Origin of the sequence: Pseudomonas sp. GM17 (assembly GCF_000282175.2) — a bacterium.
In the GTDB taxonomy this organism is placed as follows: domain Bacteria; phylum Pseudomonadota; class Gammaproteobacteria; order Pseudomonadales; family Pseudomonadaceae; genus Aquipseudomonas; species Aquipseudomonas chlororaphis.
The window spans coordinates 2,339,024-2,362,407 of the sequence record NZ_CP124732.1 but is presented as its reverse complement, the minus strand read 5'-3'; the positions used below and the strand labels follow the sequence as shown (position 1 = coordinate 2,362,407).

The 23,384-nt window shown below is 64.3% G+C and carries 27 protein-coding genes; 13 read left to right on the top strand and 14 right to left on the bottom strand.

Features of this window, described 5'->3' with window-relative positions; genetic code table 11:
- Positions 1 to 75: 75 nt before the first annotated feature.
- Genes PMI20_RS10675 through PMI20_RS10665 form a run of 3 tightly spaced genes read right to left on the bottom strand, consistent with a single transcriptional unit; the run spans position 76 to position 1,925 of the window.
- Positions 76 to 618, bottom strand: coding sequence for a DUF2937 family protein (locus tag PMI20_RS10675; protein WP_007926897.1), 543 nt, complete (start codon positions 616 to 618; stop codon positions 76 to 78).
- Positions 619 to 628: 10 nt separating this feature from the next.
- Positions 629 to 1,405 carry a class II glutamine amidotransferase gene (locus tag PMI20_RS10670; RefSeq protein ID WP_007926899.1) on the bottom strand — a complete coding sequence of 259 codons (777 nt, stop codon included), beginning with the start codon at positions 1,403 to 1,405 and terminating at the stop codon, positions 629 to 631.
- A 25-nt stretch (positions 1,406 to 1,430) separates the two neighbouring features.
- Positions 1,431 to 1,925, bottom strand: coding sequence for a hypothetical protein (locus tag PMI20_RS10665; protein WP_007926901.1), 495 nt, complete (start codon positions 1,923 to 1,925; stop codon positions 1,431 to 1,433).
- A 101-nt stretch (positions 1,926 to 2,026) separates the two neighbouring features.
- On the opposite strand from PMI20_RS10665, the gene PMI20_RS10660 reads away from it, so the two are divergent.
- Both PMI20_RS10660 and PMI20_RS10655 read left to right on the top strand, forming a co-directional pair.
- Positions 2,027 to 4,081 carry a S9 family peptidase gene (locus PMI20_RS10660; RefSeq protein ID WP_007926902.1) on the top strand — a complete coding sequence of 685 codons (2,055 nt, stop codon included), beginning with the start codon at positions 2,027 to 2,029 and terminating at the stop codon, positions 4,079 to 4,081.
- 103 nt (positions 4,082 to 4,184) lie between these two features.
- Positions 4,185 to 4,658, top strand: a complete 474-nt coding sequence (locus PMI20_RS10655; RefSeq protein WP_007926904.1) for a cyclic nucleotide-binding domain-containing protein — start codon at positions 4,185 to 4,187, stop codon at positions 4,656 to 4,658.
- Here PMI20_RS10655 and PMI20_RS10650 read toward each other — a convergent pair.
- On the bottom strand, positions 4,655 to 4,960 hold the full coding sequence (locus tag PMI20_RS10650; RefSeq protein WP_007926905.1) for a hypothetical protein: 306 nt from the start codon (positions 4,958 to 4,960) through the stop codon (positions 4,655 to 4,657). The genes PMI20_RS10655 and PMI20_RS10650 overlap by 4 nt on opposite strands.
- 75 nt (positions 4,961 to 5,035) lie before the next feature.
- Between PMI20_RS10650 and PMI20_RS10645 the strand changes: the two genes are divergently transcribed.
- The 4 genes from PMI20_RS10645 (at position 5,036) to PMI20_RS10630 (ending at position 7,255) form a co-directional block, all read left to right on the top strand.
- Positions 5,036 to 5,722 carry a spermine/spermidine synthase domain-containing protein gene (locus tag PMI20_RS10645; RefSeq protein ID WP_007926906.1) on the top strand — a complete coding sequence of 229 codons (687 nt, stop codon included), beginning with the start codon at positions 5,036 to 5,038 and terminating at the stop codon, positions 5,720 to 5,722.
- Positions 5,723 to 5,771: 49 nt separating this feature from the next.
- Positions 5,772 to 6,137, top strand: a complete 366-nt coding sequence (locus PMI20_RS10640; RefSeq protein ID WP_007926907.1) for a YajD family HNH nuclease — start codon at positions 5,772 to 5,774, stop codon at positions 6,135 to 6,137.
- 184 nt (positions 6,138 to 6,321) lie between these two features.
- Positions 6,322 to 6,789: an RNA methyltransferase gene (locus PMI20_RS10635; protein ID WP_007926908.1), complete on the top strand. Its 468-nt coding sequence runs from the start codon at positions 6,322 to 6,324 to the stop codon at positions 6,787 to 6,789.
- 88 nt (positions 6,790 to 6,877) lie between these two features.
- Positions 6,878 to 7,255, top strand: coding sequence for a YgaP family membrane protein (locus tag PMI20_RS10630; protein ID WP_007926910.1), 378 nt, complete (start codon positions 6,878 to 6,880; stop codon positions 7,253 to 7,255).
- Positions 7,256 to 7,380: 125 nt separating this feature from the next.
- Here the strand turns inward: PMI20_RS10630 and PMI20_RS10625 are convergent, their stop codons facing one another.
- Together PMI20_RS10625 and PMI20_RS10620 are read right to left on the bottom strand one after the other, a co-directional pair.
- Positions 7,381 to 8,619, bottom strand: coding sequence for a hypothetical protein (locus PMI20_RS10625; protein WP_007926911.1), 1,239 nt, complete (start codon positions 8,617 to 8,619; stop codon positions 7,381 to 7,383).
- A gap of 46 nt (positions 8,620 to 8,665) precedes the next feature.
- Complete coding sequence (locus PMI20_RS10620; protein ID WP_007926912.1) at positions 8,666 to 9,115, bottom strand: YcgN family cysteine cluster protein; 450 nt, start codon at positions 9,113 to 9,115, stop codon at positions 8,666 to 8,668.
- Between the two features lie 279 nt (positions 9,116 to 9,394).
- Here PMI20_RS10620 and PMI20_RS10615 point away from each other — a divergent pair, with 279 nt between their 5' ends.
- Positions 9,395 to 9,988: a nitroreductase family protein gene (locus tag PMI20_RS10615; RefSeq protein WP_007926913.1), complete on the top strand. Its 594-nt coding sequence runs from the start codon at positions 9,395 to 9,397 to the stop codon at positions 9,986 to 9,988.
- 127 nt (positions 9,989 to 10,115) lie between these two features.
- On the opposite strand, the gene PMI20_RS10610 is transcribed toward PMI20_RS10615, so the two are convergent.
- The 5 genes from PMI20_RS10610 to PMI20_RS10590 all read right to left on the bottom strand — a co-directional run bounded on the left by PMI20_RS10610 (position 10,116) and on the right by PMI20_RS10590 (position 15,140).
- The gene (locus tag PMI20_RS10610) at positions 10,116 to 11,048 is read right to left on the bottom strand and encodes a D-2-hydroxyacid dehydrogenase (protein ID WP_007926914.1); all 933 of its coding nucleotides are present in this window, start codon (positions 11,046 to 11,048) and stop codon (positions 10,116 to 10,118) included.
- Between the two features lie 127 nt (positions 11,049 to 11,175).
- The gene (locus PMI20_RS10605; protein ID WP_007926915.1) at positions 11,176 to 11,469 is read right to left on the bottom strand and encodes a YcgL domain-containing protein; all 294 of its coding nucleotides are present in this window, start codon (positions 11,467 to 11,469) and stop codon (positions 11,176 to 11,178) included.
- Positions 11,466 to 12,599 (bottom strand): ribonuclease D, encoded by a 1,134-nt coding sequence (gene rnd, locus PMI20_RS10600; RefSeq protein ID WP_007926916.1) that lies wholly within the window; start codon positions 12,597 to 12,599, stop codon positions 11,466 to 11,468. The genes PMI20_RS10605 and rnd overlap by 4 nt, the downstream gene beginning before the upstream one ends.
- A 123-nt stretch (positions 12,600 to 12,722) precedes the next feature.
- Positions 12,723 to 13,406, bottom strand: coding sequence for a class I SAM-dependent methyltransferase (locus PMI20_RS10595; RefSeq protein WP_007926917.1), 684 nt, complete (start codon positions 13,404 to 13,406; stop codon positions 12,723 to 12,725).
- 84 nt (positions 13,407 to 13,490) lie between these two features.
- Positions 13,491 to 15,140, bottom strand: coding sequence for a phosphoethanolamine transferase (locus PMI20_RS10590; RefSeq protein ID WP_007926918.1), 1,650 nt, complete (start codon positions 15,138 to 15,140; stop codon positions 13,491 to 13,493).
- Between the two features lie 262 nt (positions 15,141 to 15,402).
- On the opposite strand from PMI20_RS10590, the gene PMI20_RS10585 reads away from it, so the two are divergent.
- Complete coding sequence (locus PMI20_RS10585; protein WP_007926919.1) at positions 15,403 to 16,185, top strand: transporter substrate-binding domain-containing protein; 783 nt, start codon at positions 15,403 to 15,405, stop codon at positions 16,183 to 16,185.
- On the opposite strand, the gene cynR is transcribed toward PMI20_RS10585, so the two are convergent.
- A complete protein-coding gene (gene cynR, locus PMI20_RS10580; RefSeq protein ID WP_007926920.1) occupies positions 16,158 to 17,072 on the bottom strand; it encodes a transcriptional regulator CynR in 915 nt (304 codons plus the stop codon). The genes PMI20_RS10585 and cynR overlap by 28 nt on opposite strands.
- A 123-nt stretch (positions 17,073 to 17,195) precedes the next feature.
- On the opposite strand from cynR, the gene PMI20_RS10575 reads away from it, so the two are divergent.
- The 5 genes from PMI20_RS10575 (at position 17,196) to PMI20_RS10555 (ending at position 21,896) form a co-directional block, all read left to right on the top strand.
- Entirely contained in the window at positions 17,196 to 17,855 is a 660-nt protein-coding gene (locus PMI20_RS10575; RefSeq protein WP_007926930.1) for a carbonic anhydrase, read from the top strand.
- A 74-nt stretch (positions 17,856 to 17,929) separates the two neighbouring features.
- A complete protein-coding gene (gene cynS, locus PMI20_RS10570) occupies positions 17,930 to 18,400 on the top strand; it encodes a cyanase (protein ID WP_009042607.1) in 471 nt (156 codons plus the stop codon).
- A 260-nt stretch (positions 18,401 to 18,660) separates the two neighbouring features.
- Positions 18,661 to 19,845, top strand: a complete 1,185-nt coding sequence (locus PMI20_RS10565; protein WP_007928855.1) for a cyanate transporter — start codon at positions 18,661 to 18,663, stop codon at positions 19,843 to 19,845.
- A gap of 16 nt (positions 19,846 to 19,861) precedes the next feature.
- Positions 19,862 to 20,773: a DMT family transporter gene (locus PMI20_RS10560; protein ID WP_007928854.1), complete on the top strand. Its 912-nt coding sequence runs from the start codon at positions 19,862 to 19,864 to the stop codon at positions 20,771 to 20,773.
- Between the two features lie 184 nt (positions 20,774 to 20,957).
- Positions 20,958 to 21,896, top strand: a complete 939-nt coding sequence (locus PMI20_RS10555) for a LysR family transcriptional regulator (RefSeq protein WP_007928853.1) — start codon at positions 20,958 to 20,960, stop codon at positions 21,894 to 21,896.
- A gap of 24 nt (positions 21,897 to 21,920) precedes the next feature.
- On the opposite strand, the gene PMI20_RS10550 is transcribed toward PMI20_RS10555, so the two are convergent.
- A complete protein-coding gene (locus PMI20_RS10550) occupies positions 21,921 to 22,283 on the bottom strand; it encodes a 5-carboxymethyl-2-hydroxymuconate Delta-isomerase (protein ID WP_007928850.1) in 363 nt (120 codons plus the stop codon).
- Positions 22,284 to 22,376: 93 nt separating this feature from the next.
- The gene (locus PMI20_RS10545; protein WP_007928849.1) at positions 22,377 to 23,306 is read right to left on the bottom strand and encodes a LysR substrate-binding domain-containing protein; all 930 of its coding nucleotides are present in this window, start codon (positions 23,304 to 23,306) and stop codon (positions 22,377 to 22,379) included.
- Between the last annotated feature and the right edge of the window lie 78 nt (positions 23,307 to 23,384).

The following is a 23,384-nucleotide window of genomic DNA, read 5'->3' as shown; positions in this document are numbered from 1 at the left end:
CGATCTGCCTGGAAAAACGCGTCGGCTGGTTTACGACGGCTGCGCCGTCGATCGCAGCCTGCGGCAGCGGCTACATCACAAGCCCTTCAAGTCACGCTCTTCGATCGGCCGGCTCTGGCGCAGGCGCTTGCCGCCGAGCACCACCCAGTCGATCAGGCGATACAGGCATTCCAGGCCGAACGACAGCAGCAAGGCGCCGCTCATGGCCCAGATCATCGCTTGCGGGGTCAGCAGGATCTGGTAGCTGTAGCCATTCCAGGTTTCCTGGCGGATATCCGGGTCGGCGGCCAGCACCACTTGCAGCAGGCGGATGTACCACGGGCCCTGCATGGCCTGGAACTGCTTGTCCAGGGCGCGCTGGCGAACCAGCAGATTGCCCAGGCTGTCGGCGTCGCTGCGGAACACCGGATCGTCGCTGGCCCGATAGTGGGCGACCAGCGCCTGCAGATCGCCCTTGAAGAACTGGTTGGCGGTGCCCTGGAACCCCTGAAGACTGGCCTGGGCCTCGATCAGGTGAGCCTCGACACGCTTGGCGTAATCGCCGATGAACCCCGGCACCTGGACGCCGACCAACAGGCCGGCCGCAAACAACACCAGCCGCAGATAACTGAGCAACATAGGGATGTCCTTATTCGGTCTGGCCGTGCAGGACGCATTCACCGCGCCGCCACAGGCTCCATTGGCCCGGCTCGTAGCGAGTCCAGGTTTCGTTTTCGGTCAAAGGTTCGGTGGCGATCACCGTCACCACGTCGTTGGGCGTGGTTTCCGCCTGGAAGTCGACGATCACATCGACGTCCTTCAGGCGGGCCGGGCCAAAGGGCGCGCGGCGGGTGATCTGCGCCAGCTTGGTCGAGCAATAGCAGAACAGCCAGTCGCCGTCACTGAGCAGGCAGTTGAACACGCCCTTGCCGCGATATTCGGCGCAGGCGGCCACCAGCGACGGCAGCAGTTCCTCGACTTCCACCGGCTCGGGAAAGGCTTCGCGCACCCGGTTGAGCAGGTCGCAGAAAGCCGCTTCGCTGTCGGTATCGCCCACCGGACGATAGAAGCTGGTGGGAGGCTGGAAGTCCGCCAGCTGGCCGTTGTGGGCGAAACACCAGTTGCGCCCCCACAGCTCGCGCACGAACGGATGAGTGTTGGACAGGCAGACCTTACCGACGTTGGCCTGACGAATGTGGCCGATCACCACTTCGCTCTTGATCGGGTAGCGCTGCACCAGGTTGGCCACTTCCGACTCGCTGCTCGCCGCCGGGTCCTGGAACAGGCGCAGGCCGCGGCCCTCGTAGAAAGCGATGCCCCAGCCGTCGCGATGCGGGCCGGTGCGCCCGCCGCGCTGCATCAGCCCGGTAAAGCTGAACACGATATCGGTCGGTACATTGGCGCTCATGCCCAATAACTCACACATGCTCGGACTCTCGCTTCAATGCGTGTTACAGACGCGGCTCGATCCGCGAACGCTGGGGGTTGCTGGGCACTGGCGGGCGGCCGTAGCGATCGTCGCCGGCACCGCCGAAAGGCTGGTCGTCCGGCTCTTCGGCACGGGCCGCGGCCTTGGCGGCTTCGGCCTGTTCCTGACGGGCCTTGGAGGCGCGCTCGATCGGCCAGCGGATCAGGACGAACACCAGGTAGATGCCGAAGGCGATCACGCCATACATGAACAGGTCGGAGACCGCGCGCCAGGCGTTGTTGCCGACCTTGAACAGCATGTCCAGGGCGGTGATGGCCACGGCCGGGGCGAACATTTCCTTGGCCGGGTCGACCACGGTCGGGCTGAACAGCAGCACCGCCACCAGCACTCGCAGCGGCTCGCGCAGCCAGCGCCACATCCAGCGGGTCAGGCGCATCCACACCAGCAGGCAGCCCAAGGCGGCGAAGGCGTAGAGCCCCCAAGCGATCAGATAGTCGTTCTCGGTCATGGTGTCCATGGCAAGGCAGGCAAAGAGGCGCTTATGATAACGGCTTTTCGCATGCCAGGCTGCACCGCCGTCTGCCGCGCCCTTAATTGTCACCGCCCCGAGAGCCCTTCATGCCCGTATCCGCCCACGTCACCAGCGCCCCGATCGCCCGCAAGGCCGAAGGCCCGGACCCGTACGCCTGGCTCCAGGAGCGCGACACCGATGCCGTGCTCGATTACCTGAAGGCCGAAAACAGCTACCAGGAAGCCGCCCTCGCCGACCAGGCGGCGCTGCGTGAAACCCTGTTCCATGAAATCAAGGGCCGGATCCTCGAGACCGACCTGTCCCTGCCCTCCCCCTGGGGCCCGTACCTGTATTACACCCGCACCACCGCCGGCGACGAATACGCCCGGCACTACCGCTGCCCGCGCCCGGCCGACGACAGCCTGAGCGTCGACGAAAGCCAGGAACAACTGCTGCTGGACCCCAACGAACTGGCCAAGGGTGGTTTCTTCTCCCTCGGCGCCTTCAGCATCAGCCCCGACCACCAGCGCCTGGCCTACAGCCTCGATACCAGCGGCGAAGAGGTCTACACCCTGTTCGTCAAGGAGCTGTCCAGCGGCAAGGTCAGCGAACTGGCGTTCGCCGATTGCGACGGCAGCATGACCTGGGCCAACGACAGCCTGACCCTGTTCTTCGGCGAGCTGGACGACACCCACCGCCCACACAAGCTGTTCCGTTATCGCCTGGACGGCACCGCCGCCAAAGAGGTGTTCCATGAGCCGGACGGGCGCTTTTTCCTGCATTGCTACCGCTCAAGCTCGGAGAAACAGCTGCTGCTGTCCCTGGGCAGCAAGACCACCAGCGAGGTCTGGGTACTCGACGCGGCGCAGCCGCAGCAGGCCTTTACCTGCCTGGCGCCGCGGGTCGAACACCATGAATACGACGTCGACCACGGCCTGCTCGACGGCCAGTGGACCTGGTTTATCCGCAGCAACCGCGACGGCATCAACTTCGCCCTCTACCAGGCGCCGGACCAGGGCACGGTGCCGGGTGAAGCCGACTGGCAGAACCTGATCCCCCACAGCAATAGCGTGATGCTCGAAGGCCTGAGCCTGAACAGCTCGGCCATGACCCTGAGCCTGCGCGAAGGCGGCCTGCCGATCATCGAGGTGCACCCCGAGGGCCTGCCGGCCTATCGCGTGCAACTGCCGGATGCGGCCTACAGCCTGCATGTGCAAAACAGCCTGGAATTCGTCAGCCAGCGCATCCGCCTGCGCTACGAAGCGCTGAACCGTCCGGCGCAGATCCGCCAGCTGGATCTGGCCGGCGGCGCACAGAAAGTGCTCAAGGAAACCCCGGTGCTGGGCGTGTTCGACCCGGACGCCTATGTCAGCCAGCGCCTGTGGGCGACCGCGGCCGACGGCACCCAGGTGCCGATCAGCCTGGTGATCAAGCGCGAAGCCCTGGGCCGGCCGGCACCGCTGTACCTCTACGGCTACGGCGCCTACGGCGAAAGCCTCGACCCGTGGTTCTCCCATGCGCGCCTGAGCCTGCTGGAGCGCGGCGTGGCCTTCGCCATTGCCCACGTGCGTGGCGGCGGCGAGCTGGGCGAAGCCTGGTACCGCGCCGGCAAGCAGGAACACAAGCAGAACACCTTCAGTGACTTCATCGCCTGCGCCGAACACCTGATTGCCCAGGGCCTGACCACTTCCGAGCAGTTGGCCATCAGCGGCGGCAGCGCCGGCGGACTGTTGATCGGTGCGGTGCTCAACCAGCGCCCGGAACTGTTCAAGGCGGCGATCGCCGAGGTGCCGTTCGTCGATGTGCTCAACACCATGCTCGACCCCGAGCTGCCGCTGACCGTCACCGAGTACGACGAATGGGGCAACCCGGAGGAGCCCGAGGTCTACGCGCGGATCAAGGCCTACGCGCCTTATGAGAATGTCGAGGCCAAGGCCTATCCGGCGACCCTGGTGATCGCCGGGTACAACGACAGCCGGGTGCAGTACTGGGAGGCGGCCAAGTGGGTGGCCCGCTTGCGCGCCACCAAGACCGACGACCACCTGCTGCTGCTCAAGACCGAGCTCGGCGCAGGCCACGGCGGGATGAGCGGGCGTTACCAGGGATTGCGTGACGTAGCGCTCGAATATGCATTTGTTTTCAAGATTCTGGGCATTGCCTGAGGAACTCCGGCCGGCGCTCCTGTCTTAACCCAGGACCGCCGGCCCCGAGCCATACCGCACCTGCCCGGGACCGCAACAGACACAAGAAAAAGACCGTGACGACATGCCAGAACCTACCTTGTTGAACAATGAAATCCGCGACTGGCTGATGGACTGCGGATTGTTCGATCAGCTCTTGCCGGCCGACTTCAATGCCGCCGCTGGCTACTTCAGCATCAGCAGCATCGCCCAGGGCCAGGAGATCTTCCGCGAAGGTGATGCCGGCAGCTTCATGTGCATCATCCATTCCGGCCAGGTGGCGGTGCAGAAGACCAACAGCGAAGGCGTGCGCGTGACCATTGCCACCCTGCGCAGCGGTCGGGCCTTTGGCGAGATGGCGGTGCTCGATGGCGAACGGCGTTCGGCCAGTTGCGTGGCCGCCAGCGATTGCCGGTTGCTCAACCTGGGCAAGGACTCGCTGGAGAAAATGCTCAACGACGCGCCGAAGATCGCCGCCAAGATCATCCGCGCCCTCGCCGTGTCACTGTCCAGGCGCCTGCGCATGGCCGACGGGCAGTTGCTGTCGCAACAGGTCTAGCTACCCGGGGTCCTGGTTTTCGTCTCGTTCTGCTGCAACCCTGGCAAGGTCTGGTCCTTCGGCGGCTTGGGCATGTCGATCGGCGGTAGCAATGGCGCACCGCCATGAGCCGTGGCCTTGGGGGTGCTGGGGGGCGTGACTTGCGGATAAGGGGTCGGGGTCGCGGTGCCGGGCGAGCCGGCGGCGGGGACCGGAGTCACGGGCACTGCCTGCAGTTCCTCGGCGTGCACGGCGCTCATCGCGAGCGCCGCACTTAGCAAGAGCGCTGCGCGGGCAATGACCGTTAGAATAGTGCGCTTCATCAATGGCTCCATCGCTATTGTCAGCCCTCAGGCTACTCCCAACCGGGGCGGTTTGCCTTCCTCATTGAGACCCTCATGAAACGTTTCGTTCTGCTGGACACCACCCCGATTCCCGAAAATGGCGGTGCCTTGTGCCTGTTCGAATACGGCGAGGATTTTGTCATCAAGATCCAGGGCGGCGACGGCGGGCAATTGATGAACACCCGCATGCACGGCTCCGAAGACGCCCTGGCGGAGATCCCCTGCCGCAAGGTCGCCGGGCGGCCGAATTCGCGGGTGCTGATCGGCGGCCTGGGCATGGGCTTCACCCTCGCCTCGGCCCTCAAGCACCTGGGCAAGGGCGCCGAAGTGGTGGTCGCCGAGCTGGTGCCGGGGGTGGTCGAATGGAACCGCGGACCGCTCGGGGAGAAATCCGGCCGGCCGCTGCTCGACCCGCGCACGGTGATCCGCCTGGAAGACGTGGCCAAGGTGCTGCAGGCCGAACCCCAGGGGTTCGACGCGATCATGCTCGACGTCGACAACGGCCCCGAAGGCCTGACCCAGAAGGCCAACAGCTGGCTGTACTCCGCCGCCGGGCTGGCGGCCTGCGCCAGGGCCCTGCGGCCCAAGGGCGTGCTGGCCGTGTGGTCGGCCAGCGCCGACAAGCAATACTCCGACAAGCTGCGCAAGGCCGGCTTCAAGGCCGAGCAAGTGCAAGTCTTCGCCCACGGCAACAAGGGCACCCGCCACACCATCTGGATTGCCGAGAAGCTCAAGGCCTGAGCTAAACTGGGCTCATTACCGTCATTAGTCTTTGCATAAAGGTGAACCCATGAGTTCGACCAACACCTCCAAGCTCGACCGCATCCTCGCCGACGCCCAGCGCGACCGCGAGATGGGCTACCGCGACAAGGCCCTGAAGATGTACCCGCACGTCTGTGGGCGCTGCGCCCGTGAGTTCTCCGGCAAGCGCCTGAGCGAGCTGACCGTGCACCACCGCGACCACAACCACGACAACAACCCGCAGGACGGTTCCAACTGGGAACTGCTGTGCCTGTACTGCCACGACAACGAACACTCGCGCTATACCGACCAGCAGTACTTCGGCGAAGGCTCCCTGAGCACGCCGAAAGTCGCCAAGGCCACCCACAACCCCTTCGCCGCGCTGGCGGGGTTGATGAAGAAAGACGACGAATAACGTCCCCACGGCTGTTTTGTCCGGTCCTTTCTTTCGCGAGCAAGCTCGCTCCTACAGCTCTTGCGTACCTCTGTAGAAGCGAGCTTGCTTGCGCTGGCGTCAGCCGGGACGCTGCTATCCACGAGCCTCACGCCCCTCGTCCAATCCCCGTATAATCGCGATTTTTCTCGAAGGCACCCCGCTCGTGGCAAACAAAAGGTACAGCTGCATTGGTTTGTATAACCCCAAGTCACCGGAGAACGTCGGTTCGGTGATGCGCGCCGCCGGTTGCTATGGCGTCGCGTCGGTGTTCTACACCGGCAAGCGCTATGAACGGGCCCGCGACTTCGTCACTGACACCAAGAAAGTCCATCAGGACATCCCGCTGATCGGCATCGACGACCTGAAGAAGATCCTGCCCCTGGGCTGCGTGCCGGTGGCGGTGGAACTGGTGGAAGGCGCCCGCTCGCTGCCGGAGTACACCCACCCGGATCGCGCGCTGTACATCTTCGGCCCGGAAGACGGCTCCCTGGACAAGGACATCCGCGACTGGTGCGAAGACGTGGTCTATATCCCGACCACCGGCTGCATGAACCTCGCCGCCACCGTCAACGTGGTGCTCTACGACCGCCTGGCCAAGGGCAACAACACCCGCTCCGGCCCCAAGTTCTGAGCACTGCTTCAAGTTCGCCGTACATTCGATGGAACAAGCGCCGCGCCAGCGCAGTCAGCTTTATATCCATCCCCCCTGGAGACAGATCATGAGCGACAGCAAACAACTGGAACCCATCGCAACCACCCCTTTCCAGAGCCCGGCGGAGCAGAACGTACAAGGCTGGGAGCGCATCGGCTCGCTGGCCGGCGGCGTGGTGATGGTCGGCAAGGGCCTGCGCCGTGGCGGTGTGTTCGGCCTGATCCAGGTGGCCATCGGCGGGGTCGCCCTGGCCCGTGGCATCACCGGCCACAGCTCGGCGAAAAGCCTGCTGGAGAAGAGCCGCCAGGATATGAATAACGTGCGGGCGAAGATCGAGCGTGCCGGCGCGGAGCTGAAAACCCTCAAGGCCAATGCCGAGGCGGCCACCCGTACCGCGACCGTAACCGGCAACGATTCGTTGAAATCGCCCAAGGCCGGGGTTTGATCGGCGGCCTCGAACGCCGCGTTGAATGAACCGGCGCTATCGCGAGCAAGCTCGCGCCTACAGGGGGTTGCGCAAAACCTGTAGGAGCGAGCTCGCTCGCGATGACCGCAAAGCGGTCGACCCCACTAGCGCAACAAATCGCTGTCGAGCACCTTCGACGAGCCGTCCAGCACGCTCTCGCTGAGCTGGATGAACTCTTTGGTGCTGACACGCTCCAGACGCATCACCGCCCGGGTCACGTCATCCAGCGAACGCTTGTTGCGGGTCTTCAGGCGGATCTCCCGATCCAGTTCCTGCAACAGCAGCACCGCCCTGGCCACCACCGGCGCGTCCACCTGTTCGCCACGCAGGCTGCTGACGCCGTGGCCGCTCTTGGCCAACCGGGTCTCCAGGGCCTGGTAACGCTCGTCGCTCATGCCGCCGGCGCGGCGCATCAACTCTATGGCGTAGTACTCCGCCAGCCCCTCGCCGATCCAGTCGCTGCGCTCGCTGTCATTGATCCGGGCAAAGACCTGGATCACTTCGCGCAGCAGCGGGCTGGTGCCGCTCTCGCTGACCAGCGGCAGGCGGCTGTGCAAGAACAGCGAATCGTGCCCGGCCAGGCTGCCGCGCCACATCGGGTCGGCCGCGCCGACGATCAGCAACTTGGTTGGATGACGGGGAAAGGTTGCCTGGATCTGCGGCCAGACGAAGGTCAGCAGGGTCAGCACATCCATGCGCCGCATGCCCTGCCCTTGCGGCGAGGCCACCGTGACTTCAGTCTCCCCCAGCCGGGTGCGACGACTGCCCAGGGCACCGGCCAGCACCCAGCCGGTGGGCCGGTCGAACAGGCGCGCGGGATTATCGATACGGAAACGGTTCTTGCCGATCCGCGGCCAGGCGGTTTCCACGCTTTTCCAGCCCGCGGGCAACTCGAACTCCAGGCGCGACACCAGCTCGATGCCGTCCTGCTGGTCGAGCTTCGCCGCCGGCACCAGCGTGTCGCCACGCAACAAGGCCCAGTGCGGGGTCATGCGGCTGTCGAAGCTGTCCTTCTTCAGGCTGTGGCTGATCCGCACCCGGTAGCTCAGGCTGGCCTTGCCGCCGGCCGGGCGCCATACGCCGCGCTGTACCGCGGGAGGCTTGGCCGCGCCGGACTGCCATTGGCCGTCGGCCTTGAAGTCGCTGTAATCGCCATGCGTGCCCAGGTCGAAATCCAGGCTGCGCACCGCCGCGCCGTCCGCCAGGGTCAGGCGCACCTCGGCCTGATCGCTCTGCGGCAACAGGCGCACGTGGTAATCCAGATCGACTTTTTTCGCCGCCCACCCCGGCGCACTGAGCACCAGCAGCCAGCCGGCCAGCGCCAGCCTTGCCCCCACAGCCATACACACTCCTTCGTGAAACAACCTTGAACGCGAGCGCGGCGTACCCTCAGCCGGCGCGGAAAATCAGATGATCTTCCCAGTCTTCCTCGGCCACGCTGCCTTCGGCGAGCATCCGTCCGGATTGGGAAATGCGCTCATGGTGCACCGCGTCGCGGTCACCGCACACCAGATGGTGCCAGAGCGGCAGGTCCTTGCCCTCGCTGACCAGGCGATAACCGCAGGTCGGCGGCAGCCATTTGAACTCATCGGCCTTACCCGGGGTTAGCTGGATACAATCCGGCACCGAGGCCCGGCGGTTGGCGTAGTCGCTGCACTGACAGGTCTTCAGGTCCAGCAGTTTGCAGGCGATGCGGGTGTAGTAGACGCTGTTGTCTTCTTCATCCTCGAGCTTCTGCAGGCAGCACAGGCCACAACCGTCGCACAACGACTCCCACTCCTCCTGATCGAGTTGTTCGAGGGTTTTGCGGATCCAGAAGGGTTCAACTTTGGCGGCCATGGCTCAGGTAATCGGTATCGGACAGGGAAAAGGCCGCCAGTCTAGTGCCCAAGGCCCCGCGGGCCAAGCGCTGGCGACTGTCGGTAAGGCACTACTTGTCAGGCCGCATGCCGCGCAGTAGCTTTGCCTGTCGCAAAGCCCTATGTCCGCGTGCCATTAACGCTCGACCGCGTCGCACCGGTGAATCGCCCAGGGTCAGGAAAAACCCCGTTGCTCAGTTCAACTGCGCTTGCCGGTTTATCCACCTTTCATTCTCAAACGTAGCCAGGAATCCCTGTCATGAGCGCCAATCCCCGCGTTGCCGAGTACGCCATCCACCCGCAGTTCACCGAGCGCTGGTCGCCGCGCGCCTTCACCGGCGAAGCCATTCCCGAGGAAACCCTGCTGAGCTTCTTCGAAGCCGCGCGCTGGGCGCCGTCGGCCTACAACTCGCAGCCGTGGCGCTTCCTGTATGCGCGCCGCGACACGCCGAACTGGGAACGTTTCCTCGGCCTGCTCAACGAGTTCAACCGTGGCTGGGCGCAGCACGCCTCGGCATTGGTGATCGTGATCTCGAAAACCACCTTCACCGCGCCTGGCGCCAGCGAGGAAACCCCGGCCCTGTGGCACACCTTCGACACCGGTTCGGCCTGGGGCCACTTGGCGCTGCAAGCCAGCATCAGCGGCTGGCACACCCACGGCATGGCCGGGTTCGACCAGGAGCTGACCCGCAAGGAGCTGAAGATTCCAGAAGGTTATGCCCTGCATGCCGCCGTGGCCGTCGGCAAGCTGGGTGACAAGGCGAGCCTCGCCGAATACTTGCAGGCCCGCGAAGAGCCAAGCCCGCGTCGCCCGCTGAGCGAAACCGCGGCCGAAGGCGATTTCAGCCTGTAAACCAGCAACCTGTAGCCGCTGCCGCAGGCTGCGATCGCCCACAACGTGGGCGCAGGATCTTGAGATCGCTGAAGTCCTTCGGACTTATCGCAGCCTTCGGCAGCGGCTACAGAGTCTGTGATTCCCCTCAATACCCGCGGGTGAAATCCACTTCGCCACGCAACGCCGTGTCGGCCTGATAGGCCCGCAGGTTGTCGATGAACAGCTGCGCCATCAGGGTCGGCGAGGTCGGCGCCGAACTGTGACCGGTCAGCAACAGGCCCCAGGCGGTCCAGAACGGATGGCGCTGCGGCAGCGGTTCCTGGCGGCAGACGTCGATCACCGCCCCCGCCAAATGCCCTTCCTTCAAGGCTTCCACCAGATCCGCATCGACCACCGCGACCCCGCGACCGACGTTGATGAACAGGCCGGTCGGCTTGAAACACTTGAACAGCGCCGCGTCGTACAGGTCATGGGTGTGCGGGGTGTTGGGCAGCAGGTTGACCACATAATCCACCTCACCGACCAAACGTCCCAGGTCCGCCAAGGCCGCGACTTCGACAAACGGCGCCTGCTCCCGGGCTTCACTGGCGATGCCGTACAGTTCGACGCCGAACGGCAAGAGAAACTGCGCCACGCTCTGGCCGATATCGCCCGCGCCGACGATCAGCACCTTGCGCCCGGCCAGGCTCTGGCCCGTGCGGTTATCCCACTTGCGCTCGACCTGGCTGACCAGGCGCGCCAAGACTTCGCGCTCGTGACCGAGCATGTAGGTGAGCACGTATTCGGCCATGACCTGGCCGAAGATCCCCACGGCGCGGGTCAGCCGGTAATGGCGTGGCAGGCCGTCGGCGAGCAGCGGCGTGATGCCGGCCCAGGTCGATTGCAGCCACTGCGGCTGGTGGCCCTGGCGCAACAGGGTGGCCAGCAGGTCCGGCTGGCCGAGCCAGACCGGGCAGTCGGCGGCCAGCTTCGACAGCTCGGCGGAATCGCCGCTGGTGAGCACTTCCAGGTCAGGTGCCAGCTGACGCAACAAACGGGCATAAATAGCGTGATCGTGTTCGGCAATCAGAACGCGCATGGTTCAAACCTTACAAAACGGTGCAGGCAGCCACCGACGGAGTATCGCTCCATCGATCGCGGCAGCCGCCAGATAGAATCAGTTCCATTTTCAACGATGCCCCGGACAGGGCATCTACAGGTGTCCGTCAGACCGGATCATTACGGCGCAGCAGCTCTTCGGGCAAGTGCTCGATGTACTCGTCCTCGGCCGGTGGCATCTGCAGGTGGTAACCCTGCTTCTCAAGGTTCTCCAGCACCTGGTGGATGTCCTCGCGCGACAGCTTGCGCTCCGGGCTCAGCACCAGGTCGAAGGCGTGCTGCGGCTTGCCGAACGCCGCCAGCAGGTTTTCCGGCACGCGCTCCAGGGCATCGCTCTTGAGCACATAGAGGTACATCTCGTTCTTGCGCGGGCTTTTGTAGATCGAGCAGATACGTTTCATGGCTGTTCTCCGGCGGTGGCCAGGCTGTCGAGCAGCGCCTGGCCCATCAATTCGCGGCGCCAGCCACGCAGCGAATCGGGCAATTGGTAGGGTCCGTTGGGGAAGCCGCTCTTGAGCAGGCTTTCCAGGGTTTTCTTGCGCAGCATCAGTTCCGGGGCGATGCCCAGGCGCTCGGCTTCGGCCTGGCCCACGGCGCGTAGGCGCTTGAGCAGGGCCGAGGCTTCCATCGGCAACGGCTCGGGGACGGCCGGCGGCCACTGGTCGGGGCTGACGCTGGCGGCACGCTTGATCAGGCCCAGCAGGAACTCGCCGTCCTGACGCACGGTGCGCGGGTGCATGTCTTCGATTTTCGCCAGGGCGCCGAGGTTGTCCGGCTGGCTCTTGGCCAACGGCCACAGCGAGTGCTCGCGCACGATCCGGTTGCGCGGCAGGTCCCGTGCCCGTGCCTCACGCTCGCGCCAGGCGCAAAGTTCACGCAGCACCGCCAGTTGCGCGCGGGACAGTTTCCAGGCCAGCTTGGCCTCGCGGTAGACCTCATAGGGATCGACTTCGCGGCGCAGGTTGGCCACCAGCTCGGCGCCGTCTTCCAGCACCCAGTTGTATTTGTCCTCGGACAGTTTCGGCCGCAGCCGGGTGAAGACCTCCGCCAGGTGCACGGCGTCTTCGGCGGCGTAGCTGACCTGGGTTTCCGACAGCGGGCGTTGCAGCCAGTCGGAGCGGGTCTCGCCCTTGGGTAACTCGATGCCCAGCACTTCCTGGACCAACCGCGAGTAGCCCATGGAGAAACCCAGGTTCAGGTAGGCGGCCGCCAGTTGCGTGTCGAACAACGGTGCCGGCAGGCTGCCGGTCAGGCGCAGCAGGACTTCGAGGTCCTCGCTACAGGCGTGCACCACCTTGACCACCGCGCTGTTCTCCAGCAAGGCCGCCAGCGGCTGCCAGTCGTCGATGGTCAAGGGGTCGATGAGGTAAGCGCGCTGGCCATCGCCGACCTGCAACAGGCCGGCGATCGGATAGAAGGTGTCGACCCGCATGAATTCGGTGTCGAGGGCGACGAATGGCAGCTTCTGCCACTCGGTGCAGAATTGACCGAGGCTATCGTTGTCGCGAATCCAGTGAATATCGATGGCCACACGGCTCTCCCTTGAAGAATGGCGCGCAGTATATATCGCCCTCGGCGATTTCTGAGCATTCACTCGACAAGAGCCTGCGCGAAATCGGCGCCCGGGCCACAAGAATAGTCCGAACGCCGTCGACTACCCCTGTTTGCGCAGGACGTAAACCCGCCAGGCGGCGCAGCCGGGAATGAAATCCTGGTGGCTGAGCACTTCGAACCCCGCCCCCTTGAACTCGGCCTCGACCCGCGCCCGGCTGACGTCCATGCGTGGAGCACGCTGCAATTGCAGGGTGTCGTTGCCCTCCAGCCGGTCGCGCATGACTTTCAAGCGACTGTCGATGCGCACCGCGAGGATCACCGAGTCGCGACTGACCCGATGGAATTCGCCCAGCAACGCCAGGCGCGCCTCGCTGCTGGCGACATGGGGGAACAGTTGCAGGCAGACGATGCAGTCCACCGCATTGGCCGACAGGCCGATGCTGAACGACGAACTCTGGAAAGTCCTGACCCGCCTGAGCAGGCTCGCCGGGTGATGGGTCTGGGCGTGGTTGAGCATGTCCTGGGACGGGTCCGCCGCCAGGATCACCCGATTACTGTGCTCGCCCAGCACCGGCCAGAAACGCCCCGCGCCGCACGCAAGATCGAGAATCAGCCCCGGCTCGCCCGCCACCTTCAACGCGCGGCGAACCAGCCACTCGTCGCGCCACAACGACAGGCGCCGCCCCAGCCCGAGCGGGCGCTCGTCGCCACAGACGCGCGCGTGCGCCTGGTCATAACGCCTGGCGAACTCGAGCTCGAGGGGGGATGGAGGGTGCGCGGACATGGATCTGCTGGCTCTTGTAAGTATTGGATGAAAAACAGGTTACCGCCCCGATCGTGAAAAAAAGGTCGAACGCCGATCAAGGCTTCATTGCCGCGCCAGCACGCCGTCGACCACGCTTCCCCGGCAGCCGGCGAACAGGTCCAGGTCAGGCTGGTAGACCCGGCTGTCGACTTCCAGCAGACCGAGCATCGAGTGGAACAGGTTGTCCTGGCTCAGCGGTTTTTCCCGGCTCAGTTGCAGGCAATGGGTGTCCACCGAGAAGGCCTTCTGATAGCTGTCCGAGAACCAGGCCAGCATCGCCACATGTTTTTGCTGCGACGGCGCGAGCATGTAGGGCGTGCCATGCAGGAACAGGTTGTATTCGCCCAGGGACTCGCCGTGGTCCGACAGATAGAGCATGGCGGTATCGACCTTGTCCTGGTTGCTGCGCAACAGGTCGATCAGGGTCGCCAGCACGTGGTCGGTGTACAGCAGCGTATTGTCGTAGCCATTGACGATGCTCTCGCGGCTGCAATTGTTCAGGGCGTTGCTCTGGCACACCGGGGTGAAGCGCTCGTATTGCTTGGGGTAACGCTTGAAGTATTCCGGCCCGTGGCTGCCCATCTGGTGCAGGACCAGCACAGTGTCCTTGTCCAGGGTATCGATGAAGTGCTGCAGGCCCTGGAGCAGGATCTCGTCGCGACATTCGCTGTTGGCACAGAGCGCCGGATCCTTGAGGTTGCTGACATCGTCCAGGGTCACCCGGTCGCAGGTGCCCTTGCAGCCGGACTGGTTGTCCCGCCAGATCACCTCGAGCCCGGCGCGCTTGAGCACGTCCAGCAGCCCTTCCTCGTTCTTCGCCTTGCTGGCGTCGTAGCTCTTGCGCCCCATGTTGGAGAACATGCAGGGCACCGAGACCGCGGTCTCGGTGCCGCAGGACGACACATCGGTAAAGGCGATCAGGCCGTTTTCCTGGCTGAGTTTCGGCGTGGTGTCGCGCTCGTAGCCCAGCACGCCGAAGTTCTCGGCCCGGGCACTTTCGCCAACCACCAGCACCGTCAGCGACTTGCGCGCATGGTTTTGCCAGGTCGGATTGCGCTGGGCATCTTCCCCGATCTTGACGAAGGGCTGGCGCGCCGAAACCACTTGCTCGCGCAGGTAACCGATGGAGGCGCCCACGTAGTTGCTCGGCACTATCATCAGGCGCAATTCATGGTGATTGCGAAACAGCGAGGCCAGCCCCTGATAGTTGACCAGGGCTACCCCACCAATGGCCGCCGCGCACATAACGGATACCAGCAACTTGCTCAATAACTCGCGGTGCCAGCGACGATAATTGATCGGGGCTTTCCACAATAACCAGGAAGGCAATACACCCAGCAACAGAATATAAACAAGCAACTTCAGGGAGAGTAAGTCACGCACTTCCGTTGCATTGGTTTCGGCGAAGTTGCGAAACATTCCGGCATCTATCAGCACTCCGTACTGGCTCATGAAATAAGCCACGCCGGCACTGACCATAAACAATAAAACCAGCACCGGCTTAAATATCCGGCGAAACGCCAGCCAGGTCAGGATAAGGTTGAAGGCACAGAAGATCATCACCCCGAAAGCCACGCGCATGGCAATGCCGCGGGTGTCCGAGGCGGTAATGCTAAACAGGTGCTGCCAGAGCACAAAGTTGCAGCCAAGCAATAAAAAGGCGCAGGCAATCAGCGTCACCCATTCGGGACGCAGGGGCTTGATGTTCAGCATGACGATCGACTTGTTCCTTGAAAGAAGTGCGGCGTCAGGCCTGTTATTCAATGACGGCCCACGACAGCACGAACTTTAGGTAGCCGACCATCAACGTTTCGTGAAAAAGAAGCCAACAAATAGTTGGCATAGCCCTTTGCCAAAACTTTTTCGGCAAAAACAATCCGCAACGCCCTGGCGAGCGATGCGCCTTGCCCCGTTCGAGCCTGGCGCAAATAATGAGCCGCCCTCGGCCACTCCCTCGTCATCAAGGATCGACCGCATGAAAGCACGCCTTCTGCTCTGCTCGCTGCTGACCCTCAGCGCCCCGGCCTTTGCCGCGCCAAGCACCTCGCACCTGGATCAGGTCATCGAACGCGGACACCTGAACGTCTGCACCACCGGCGACTACAAGCCCTACACCTACCTGCGCGCGGACGGTGCCTACGAAGGCATCGACATTTCGATGGCGCAGTCCCTGGCGCAAAGCCTGGGGGTCGAGGTGAAGTGGGTGAAGACCACCTGGAAAACCCTGATGCCGGACTTCCTGGCGAATCAGTGCGACATCGCCGTGGGCGGTATTTCCGTGTCCCTGGAGCGACAGAAGAAAGCCTTCTTCAGCGACACCCTGGGCGTCGACGGGAAAATCCCCCTGGTGCGGTGCGTCGACAAGCAGCGCTACCAGACCGTCGAGCAGATCAACCAGCCTTCGGTGCGCCTGATCGAACCGCCGGGAGGCACCAACGAAATCTTCGCCCGGGCCCACCTGCCCAAGGCCAGCCTGACCCTGTTCGCCGACAACGTGACCATTTTCGAGCAACTGCTGGAGAACAAGGCCGACGTGATGATCACCGATGCGTCCGAAGCGCGCTTCCAGCAGAAACTCAAGCCGGGGCTGTGCGCGGTGAACCCCGAGCAGTACCTGCAATACAGTGAAAAAGCCTTCCTGTTGCCACGGGACGACGTCGCCTGGAAAAGCTACGTCGACCAGTGGCTGCACCTGAGCAAGGCCACCGGTTTCTACAGCGGCGTGGTCAATCAGTGGCTGGCGGCGCCCACGCCCTGAGCCGTCAGCCGCTCGCGAAAAGCAGTCGTCAGCAGCTTGCGAAAAGCCTGGCACGCGGCGCTGCGATAAGCGCCCTTGCGCCCCAGCAGCGCCACGCTGCGGGGCGCCAGGGGCGGTTGCAGGATCACCGGCCTCAGGCCCGGCTGCTCCTGGGTGATGGCCAGCGGCAGGATGGTCGCCAGTTGTCCGCGGCGAACGATTTCGACAATGGCGCCGATGGAGTTGGCTTCGATGGCGATGCGCGGCGTCATGCCCTGCTCGCGGCAATAACGGTCGATATGCTGGCGGGTGGCGAAATCGCCACTGAGCAGCACCAGCGGCTGCCGCTCCAGCTCGGCCGCCGTCAGTTCCCGCGGTAGCTCGGGCTGCTGCTCGCGGCTGACCATCAGGCTCAGGCTCTCCTCGAACAACAGCTGGCTGTCGATATCCGGCAGGTGCTGTCCGGCAAAGGCAATGCCCAGGTCCAGGCGGTCTTCGGCCAGGGCCGCTTCCAGTCGGTCCTGGGTCATCTCTTCGAGGCTCAGGGCGATCCCCGGATACCGCTGGTTGAAACGGGTCAACAGCGGCCCCGCCAGGTAAGTGATGAAGGTTGGGGTCATGCCCAGGCGCAACGAGCCGCGCCGCAGATCCTGCACATCATGCATGGCGCGCCTGGCAGCCTCCAGGTCCTGCAGGGCCAGCCGCGCATAACGCACATAGGCCTCGCCGGCGTCGGTCAGGCGCACGGTGCGCCCCGAGCGGTCGAACAGCGGCGCGCCGAGGCTGTCCTCCAGTTGCCTGATCTGTTGCGACAGCGTCGGCTGGGACACGTGCAAGGCTTCGGCGGCGCGGGTGAAGTTGCCGTGCTCGGCGACGGCCAGCAGGTAACGGATATGACGTAGCAGCATGGTGTCTCCAGGCCAGGACCGCCAACTATAGGCAGTACTTATGGCCAGCATAACAAGCCAGTCTTGGACGCTATAGCTGAAATTTCCCATCCTTGCGCCATCAGCGATGCAAGGAGAACCACCATGCGGCACATCATCGACGGCTTCCTCAAGTTCCAGCGCGAAGCCTTCCCGAAACGCAGCGAGCTGTTCAAGCAACTGGCCACCACCCAGAACCCCGGCACCCTGTTCGTCACCTGCTCCGACAGCCGGGTAGTGCCGGAACTGCTGACCCAGCAGGAGCCAGGCGATTTGTTCGTGATCCGCAACGCCGGCAATATCGTGCCCTCCTACGGGCCGGAACCGGGCGGTGTGTCGGCCACGGTGGAGTACGCGGTGGCCGTGCTCGGGGTCAGCGACATCGTGATCTGCGGGCATTCGGACTGCGGCGCCATGACCGCCATCTCCACCTGCAAATGCCTGGACCATCTGCCGGCGGTGGCCAACTGGCTGCGCCATGCCGAGTCGGCCAAGGTGGTCAATGCCGCCCGCAGCCATGCCTCGGACGAAGCCCGCCTGGATGCCCTGGTGCGGGAAAACGTGATCGCCCAGTTGGCTAACCTGAAGACCCATCCCGCGGTCGCCCTGGCCCTGGAGCAGGGCCGGCTGAACCTGCATGGCTGGGTCTATGACATTGCCAGCGGCGCCATTGCCGCGCTGGATGGCCCAAGCCAGGGCTTCGTGTCCCTGGCCGAACACCCCGACGCCTGCGCCTTGGTCGGCAAACCGCGACACGCGGCGTGAGTGCTCTCTTTTCACAAGCCTTTTTCAACGGCTCGTTCAACAACCGTTTCACCATCCCCAACGAGGAACTCGACATGCTGCAATCCCAATTCGCCCAAGCCCCACGCCTGGCCCTGGCCGACACCATCATCGACGCCAAGGCGCGCAAGAACCTGTCGTGGCAACAGCTCACCGACGGCACCGGCCTGAGCCTGGCGTTCGTCACCGCCGCCCTGCTCGGCCAGCACGCCTTGCCGGCCGCGGCCGCCGACCTGGTCTGCAGCAAGCTCGACCTGGACCAGGACGCCAGCCGCCTGCTGCAAAGCATTCCGTCGCGCGGCAGCATCCCCGGCGGCATCCCCACCGACCCGACCGTGTACCGCTTCTATGAAATGCTCCAGGTCTACGGTTCGACCCTCAAGGCACTGGTCCACGAGCAGTTCGGCGACGGCATCATCAGCGCCATCAACTTCAAGCTCGACATCAAGAAAGTCGAAGACCCGGAGGGCGGTTCCCGCGCGGTGATCACCCTGGATGGCAAGTACCTGCCGACCAAGCCATTCTGATCGCCCGAGGCCCGCGCACCGTCGCGGGCCTCTGTAGCCGCTGCCGCAGGCTGCGATCCAGGCCGCAGGACTGGCCCGGGCAACGTGGTGCTTGCGGCAGACCGCGTGCGCAGGTTTGGGGGCTGCTTCGCAGCCCAGCGCAGCCTGCGGCAGCGGCTACAGGTGTTATTTGATTTCTAGATAGTCCTGCACACTTTCTGATTTGCTCCGGCCACGCCCCTCCCCGCCTAATCAGCGCCTGAATTGTTCAAGGTCTGGTTATGGAAAACGTTCGCGCGACAACCCGCCCCGTCTTCTGGCTGATGCTCAGCGTGACGCTGGTGGCCTTGAACCTGCGGCCGTCGATGGCCGCCGTCGGCCCCCTGCTGTCCGGGATTCGTGGTGATATCGCCCTGAGTTTCAGCGGCGCCGCGCTGCTGACCATGCTGCCGGTCATGGCCATGGGCCTGGCGATGTTCTTCGGCGTGCGCATCGGCCAGCGCCTGGGCGACCACCGTAGTGTGGTGATTTCGCTGCTGGTCATTGGCCTGGCCACCCTGTCGCGGCTGTTCCTCGATTCGGCCGCCGAACTGATCCTCAGCGCCGTGCTCGCCGGCCTCGGCATCGCCCTGATCCAGTCGCTGATGCCGGCACTGATCAAGTCGCGCTTTCCCGACAATGTCTCGCTGTTCATGGGCCTGTACGTCACCTCGATCATGGGGGGAGCGGCGGTCGCGGCGTCCTTTGTCCCGCTGGTGATGAGCCGCACCGGCAGCTGGCGGCTGGGCCTGGCGATCTGGGCGGCGCTGGCAGTCCTGGCGCTGCTGTTCTGGTACGCGCAACGGGCGGCCATGCCCAAGCTGCCAGGCGCCGCGACGCACCACGAATCTTTTGCCGGCAACCGTCGCGCCTGGCTGCTGGCGATCTTCTTCGGCCTGGGCACGGCGTCCTACACCTGCGTCCTGGCGTGGCTGGCCCCCTATTACGTGGAACAGGGCTGGAGCGAACAGGACGCCGGCCTGCTGCTGGGATTTCTCACCGCCATGGAAGTGGTCTCGGGCCTGGTGACACCGGCCATCGCCAACCGCAGCCAAGACCGCCGCCAGGTGCTGGTGGCCTTGCTGGTACTGATCATCGCCGGCTTCTGCGGGCTGATCCTCAGCCCCCGGCACCTGAGCCTGCTCTGGCCGTGCCTGCTCGGCCTGGGTATCGGCGGGTTGTTTCCCATGAGCCTGATCGCGTCCCTCGACCATCTGGACCATCCGCGGCGTGCCGGTGGCCTGACGGCCTTCGTGCAAGGCATCGGCTACCTGATCGCCAGCCTGTCGCCGCTGCTCGCCGGGATCATCCGCGACCGCCTGGGCAGTTTCGAGTGGGCCTGGTGGTCGCTGACCGCGGTCATGGCGCTGATGATCCTGATGGTCCTGCGCTTCGATCCGCGGCACTACCACCGCCACTTCCAATGACCCGGGGAGCGCACCGATGAAACCCGCCAGCTTGCTCAACGCCCATCTCGGCATGCTGCTGTGGGCGGTGCTGATCGCCGCCTCGTTTTTTGCCGCGGCCCGGGTCAGCCAGGCCGTCGACCCGCTGTTGCTGACAGGTCTGCGCCTGCTGCTGTCGGCCTTGATGTTCGTGCCGGCGCTGTGGCTCAACGGCGCGTTCCGGATCAACCGCGCCGGGCTGCGGGCGCATGGGATGCTGGGCCTGTTGCTGGCGATCTATTTCGCTTCGCTGTTCGAGGCGCTGCGGCATACCTCGGCGGTCAATACCGGCATCCTGTTCGCCCTGGTACCGCTGCTGACCCTGCTGTTCGAGGGCCTCCTGCTGAGCGACAACCCAGCAAAAAACCGCCTGTTGCCGGTGCTGCTGGCGGCCACCGGGGCCACGCTGCTGACCTTCAGGGGCTCGGGCCCCGAGGGCATGCCGTCGCTCTACGCGGTCGGCGTGTATGGGGTCGGTTGCCTGGCCATGGCCGGTTATTCGCCGCTGAGCCAACGGCTGAAAACCACCAGCCTGAAAGATCGCAGCCCGGCCGCCATGACCTTCTGGAACATGTTGTTCGGCGCGCTGTTCCTGTTCGCCTTCTGCCTGCCGGGCGGTGGTTGGCGCAGCGCCGTCCTGCTCACTCTCAACGACGGCCTGTGGCTGCTGTACCTGGCCTTGTTCGCCACCCTGGCGACTTTTTGGCTGCTGCACCGGGCCATCGGGGTGATCGCACCGGCCACGGTCATTTCCTACATCTACCTGAGCACCCTGTTCATCACCCTCTTCCACTGGTTCGTGCTGGGCCGGCCTCCCTTGCCGGGCGAGCTGCTCGGCGCGCTGCTGGTGGGCCTGGGCATGCTCGCCCTGATCCTCGGCAGCCGCCGGCCAGTCCCGGTGCCCGGTTGAAGGCTCAACACCAAGGGACAAGCCGCTACGCGCCGCGCCATACCGCACAGGTCGTGTTCTCGGAATTAATTGTCCCTTCGCTATCCGTGAAACCCCGGGGCAAGGATTCAATTAGGACGATCGTTCCGTTAGCATCAGGCAGGTTTGCGCACGACCGCGCGAGGTGCTCAACGAGACGGAACTGATGCTGAACAGTAACTTGCTTAGAAAGCTCGATATGCAGGACCTGATGGTGTTCGTCGCCGTGTACGAGCAAAGCAGCGTGACCGGGGTCTCGGAAACCCTGTGCGTGAGTCAGTCGACCGTCAGCTACTGCCTGAAAAAACTGCGCACCGGCTTCGAGGACGAACTGTTCATCAATACCCGCACCGGCATGCGTCCGACCTACAAAGCCAGCACCATGTACAGTCATGTGCTGAAGATTCTCGAGAGCATCAACCTGTGCCATTCCGGGGTCCAGGCTTTCGACCCGACCCGCCAGGCCGTCACCTTCAATGTCTGCGCGCCGGAATATTTCGAACTGCTGATCCTGCCGCGGCTGCTCAAGGGATTCGACTTCGCCGACCTGCCGGTGACGGTCAACGTGCACAAGCTGGAAACCGATATCCCCGCCGAGGAACTGCGCGACGGCAGCCTGGATCTGGTGGTCTGCTTCGGTCCGAACTTTCACCACAACCACCCCGACCTCAAGTCGCAGGTGCTGCTCGAGGATGACCTGGTGTGTGTCTTCGACAAGCGCGCGACGCCGCCGCTGGAGCCGCGCTTCAGCCTGCAGTCGTTCGTCGAGCGCCGGCACGTCTACCCCACGCCCTGGACCTCGACCACCAACATGGTCGATGGCTGGCTGGCCCGCCAGGCCCACCGGCGGCAGATCGTCGCGCGCTCCAACAGCTACAGCGCGGCGCTGAAAATGATCACCGGCACCGACTTCATCCTGACCCTGCCACGGCGCATCCAGGCGCTGCTGACCAACGACGCGGTGTTCAGCCATTGCGAAGCGCCCAACGGCTTGCCGGGCTTTACCCTGGACATGCAATGGAGCGCGCACACCGACCAGGACAGCGCCAACACCTGGTTCCGCGAGCAAGTGGTCAAGGTCTGCGCGCAACAGGGCCTATTGTAGGGCCAGGCCCTGTGGCATTCCGGCTCAGTGGCCGATGCTGAGCTTGCCGTAGGACTCGCGGTCGATATCCAGGATCTCCACCGCCAGTTGCAACTCGACGCCAGCCGGCCATTCACAGAGTTCCTGCAGCACCGCCAGCAGGCTTTGCGAAAGCTGCTTCTTGATCTCTGGCGAACGCCCGCTGAGCAACGACAGCTTCACATGCACGAACGCCCGCTCGCCGAGGCCGGTGCCGACGCGAAACGTCTCGACCTTGCGCGCGCGGCTCTTGATGTCGTATTCAGCGAACTGCCCGGACGCCACCAACGCGTTGTTGAACCGCAGCAAGGCCTTGTCGGCATCCAGTTGCGGCAGGTTGGCGGTGTATTCCATATGCAGATGAGGCATGGCGGATCTCCCTGAAAGGTGGGGGTGAAAAGGCGCTCCATACTACACGCCTCGCGACCGCCTGCCTGAGTCCTCTACAAAGGGATAAGAGATTCAACGCGCCTTGAGCGGCGCCAGGTCGCGGTCGCTCATGAACGCCTCCAGCCGCGAACGCAGCCAGCGTTCGGCCGGGTCGGTGTCGACATGGCTGAGCCAGACCATGGACAGGTCCAGGGTCGGGGTCTTGAACGGAAACGGCTCTTGGAACAACTGCCCCGACGCCGCCATGGCCGCCGCCGTGTAGTCCGGCAGGCTGGCGATCATGTCGGTCCCCGCCAGCAACGCCGGCAGCGAACTGTACTGCGGCACCGACAACACCACATGGCGCTGTCGACCGATCTCGGCCAGCCATTCATCGGCAAAGCCGCTGACATTGGCCGTGTGCGACACCAGCACATGCGGACGGGAACAGTATTCGTCGAGGGTCAGTGGCGTGTCGCTGGCATCGGCGCGCAGCACGCTGGGTTGGATATGCCGCAGCAGCTTGCGCTTGGCATTGGCCGGCAGCCCGCGGGTCTGGCTGATGCCCACGGTGATGTCGCCGGCGGCCAGCAGGTCCGGGATCCGCCAGTAGTCCGCGTGCTGCACCACGAACACCACCTTCGGCGCTTCCTGGCGCAAGGTCCGCAGCAGCGGCGGCAACAGGCCGAACTCGACGTCGTCGGACAAGCCGATGCGAAAGGTCATGGTGCTGCTGGCGGGATCGAAATCGTGGGTCAGGCTCAAGGCCGAGGACAAGGCATCCAGCGCCGGCGACAGGTGCTGGATCAGCTCCTCGGCGCGGGCGGTCGGCTCCATCCTGTGGCCCACACGAATGAACAGCGGATCGTTGAAGATCGCGCGCAAGCGATTGAGCGCCGAACTGATGGTCGGCTGGCCGAGAAACAGCTTCTCCGCCGCCCGGGTCACATTGCGCTCGAGCATCAGGGTTTCGAACACCACCATCAGGTTGATATCGGCCTTGCGCAGTTCGTTGCGATTCATCCGCGTGCTCCATCCCAAGGTCGGAGCCCAGTGTAGAAAGGCCCCGCAACGGCGTCTATCGCCATCGAAGGGGCTTGG

Excerpts from the sequence above, each read along its gene's own strand:
- PMI20_RS10675 (WP_007926897.1), bottom strand. The coding sequence starts at position 618 with ATGTTGCTCAGTTATCTGCGGCTGGTGTTGTTTGCGGCCGGCCTGTTG.
- PMI20_RS10670 (WP_007926899.1), bottom strand. The coding sequence starts at position 1,405 with ATGTGTGAGTTATTGGGCATGAGCGCCAATGTACCGACCGATATCGTG.
- PMI20_RS10665 (WP_007926901.1), bottom strand. The coding sequence starts at position 1,925 with ATGGACACCATGACCGAGAACGACTATCTGATCGCTTGGGGGCTCTAC.
- PMI20_RS10660 (WP_007926902.1), top strand. The coding sequence starts at position 2,027 with ATGCCCGTATCCGCCCACGTCACCAGCGCCCCGATCGCCCGCAAGGCC.
- PMI20_RS10655 (WP_007926904.1), top strand. The coding sequence starts at position 4,185 with ATGCCAGAACCTACCTTGTTGAACAATGAAATCCGCGACTGGCTGATG.
- PMI20_RS10650 (WP_007926905.1), bottom strand. The coding sequence starts at position 4,960 with ATGAAGCGCACTATTCTAACGGTCATTGCCCGCGCAGCGCTCTTGCTA.
- PMI20_RS10645 (WP_007926906.1), top strand. The coding sequence starts at position 5,036 with ATGAAACGTTTCGTTCTGCTGGACACCACCCCGATTCCCGAAAATGGC.
- PMI20_RS10640 (WP_007926907.1), top strand. The coding sequence starts at position 5,772 with ATGAGTTCGACCAACACCTCCAAGCTCGACCGCATCCTCGCCGACGCC.
- PMI20_RS10630 (WP_007926910.1), top strand. The coding sequence starts at position 6,878 with ATGAGCGACAGCAAACAACTGGAACCCATCGCAACCACCCCTTTCCAG.
- PMI20_RS10625 (WP_007926911.1), bottom strand. The coding sequence starts at position 8,619 with ATGGCTGTGGGGGCAAGGCTGGCGCTGGCCGGCTGGCTGCTGGTGCTC.
- PMI20_RS10620 (WP_007926912.1), bottom strand. The coding sequence starts at position 9,115 with ATGGCCGCCAAAGTTGAACCCTTCTGGATCCGCAAAACCCTCGAACAA.
- PMI20_RS10615 (WP_007926913.1), top strand. The coding sequence starts at position 9,395 with ATGAGCGCCAATCCCCGCGTTGCCGAGTACGCCATCCACCCGCAGTTC.
- PMI20_RS10610 (WP_007926914.1), bottom strand. The coding sequence starts at position 11,048 with ATGCGCGTTCTGATTGCCGAACACGATCACGCTATTTATGCCCGTTTG.
- PMI20_RS10605 (WP_007926915.1), bottom strand. The coding sequence starts at position 11,469 with ATGAAACGTATCTGCTCGATCTACAAAAGCCCGCGCAAGAACGAGATG.
- PMI20_RS10595 (WP_007926917.1), bottom strand. The coding sequence starts at position 13,406 with ATGTCCGCGCACCCTCCATCCCCCCTCGAGCTCGAGTTCGCCAGGCGT.
- PMI20_RS10590 (WP_007926918.1), bottom strand. The coding sequence starts at position 15,140 with ATGCTGAACATCAAGCCCCTGCGTCCCGAATGGGTGACGCTGATTGCC.
- PMI20_RS10585 (WP_007926919.1), top strand. The coding sequence starts at position 15,403 with ATGAAAGCACGCCTTCTGCTCTGCTCGCTGCTGACCCTCAGCGCCCCG.
- cynR (WP_007926920.1), bottom strand. The coding sequence starts at position 17,072 with ATGCTGCTACGTCATATCCGTTACCTGCTGGCCGTCGCCGAGCACGGC.
- PMI20_RS10575 (WP_007926930.1), top strand. The coding sequence starts at position 17,196 with ATGCGGCACATCATCGACGGCTTCCTCAAGTTCCAGCGCGAAGCCTTC.
- cynS (WP_009042607.1), top strand. The coding sequence starts at position 17,930 with ATGCTGCAATCCCAATTCGCCCAAGCCCCACGCCTGGCCCTGGCCGAC.
- PMI20_RS10565 (WP_007928855.1), top strand. The coding sequence starts at position 18,661 with ATGGAAAACGTTCGCGCGACAACCCGCCCCGTCTTCTGGCTGATGCTC.
- PMI20_RS10560 (WP_007928854.1), top strand. The coding sequence starts at position 19,862 with ATGAAACCCGCCAGCTTGCTCAACGCCCATCTCGGCATGCTGCTGTGG.
- PMI20_RS10555 (WP_007928853.1), top strand. The coding sequence starts at position 20,958 with ATGCTGAACAGTAACTTGCTTAGAAAGCTCGATATGCAGGACCTGATG.
- PMI20_RS10550 (WP_007928850.1), bottom strand. The coding sequence starts at position 22,283 with ATGCCTCATCTGCATATGGAATACACCGCCAACCTGCCGCAACTGGAT.
- PMI20_RS10545 (WP_007928849.1), bottom strand. The coding sequence starts at position 23,306 with ATGAATCGCAACGAACTGCGCAAGGCCGATATCAACCTGATGGTGGTG.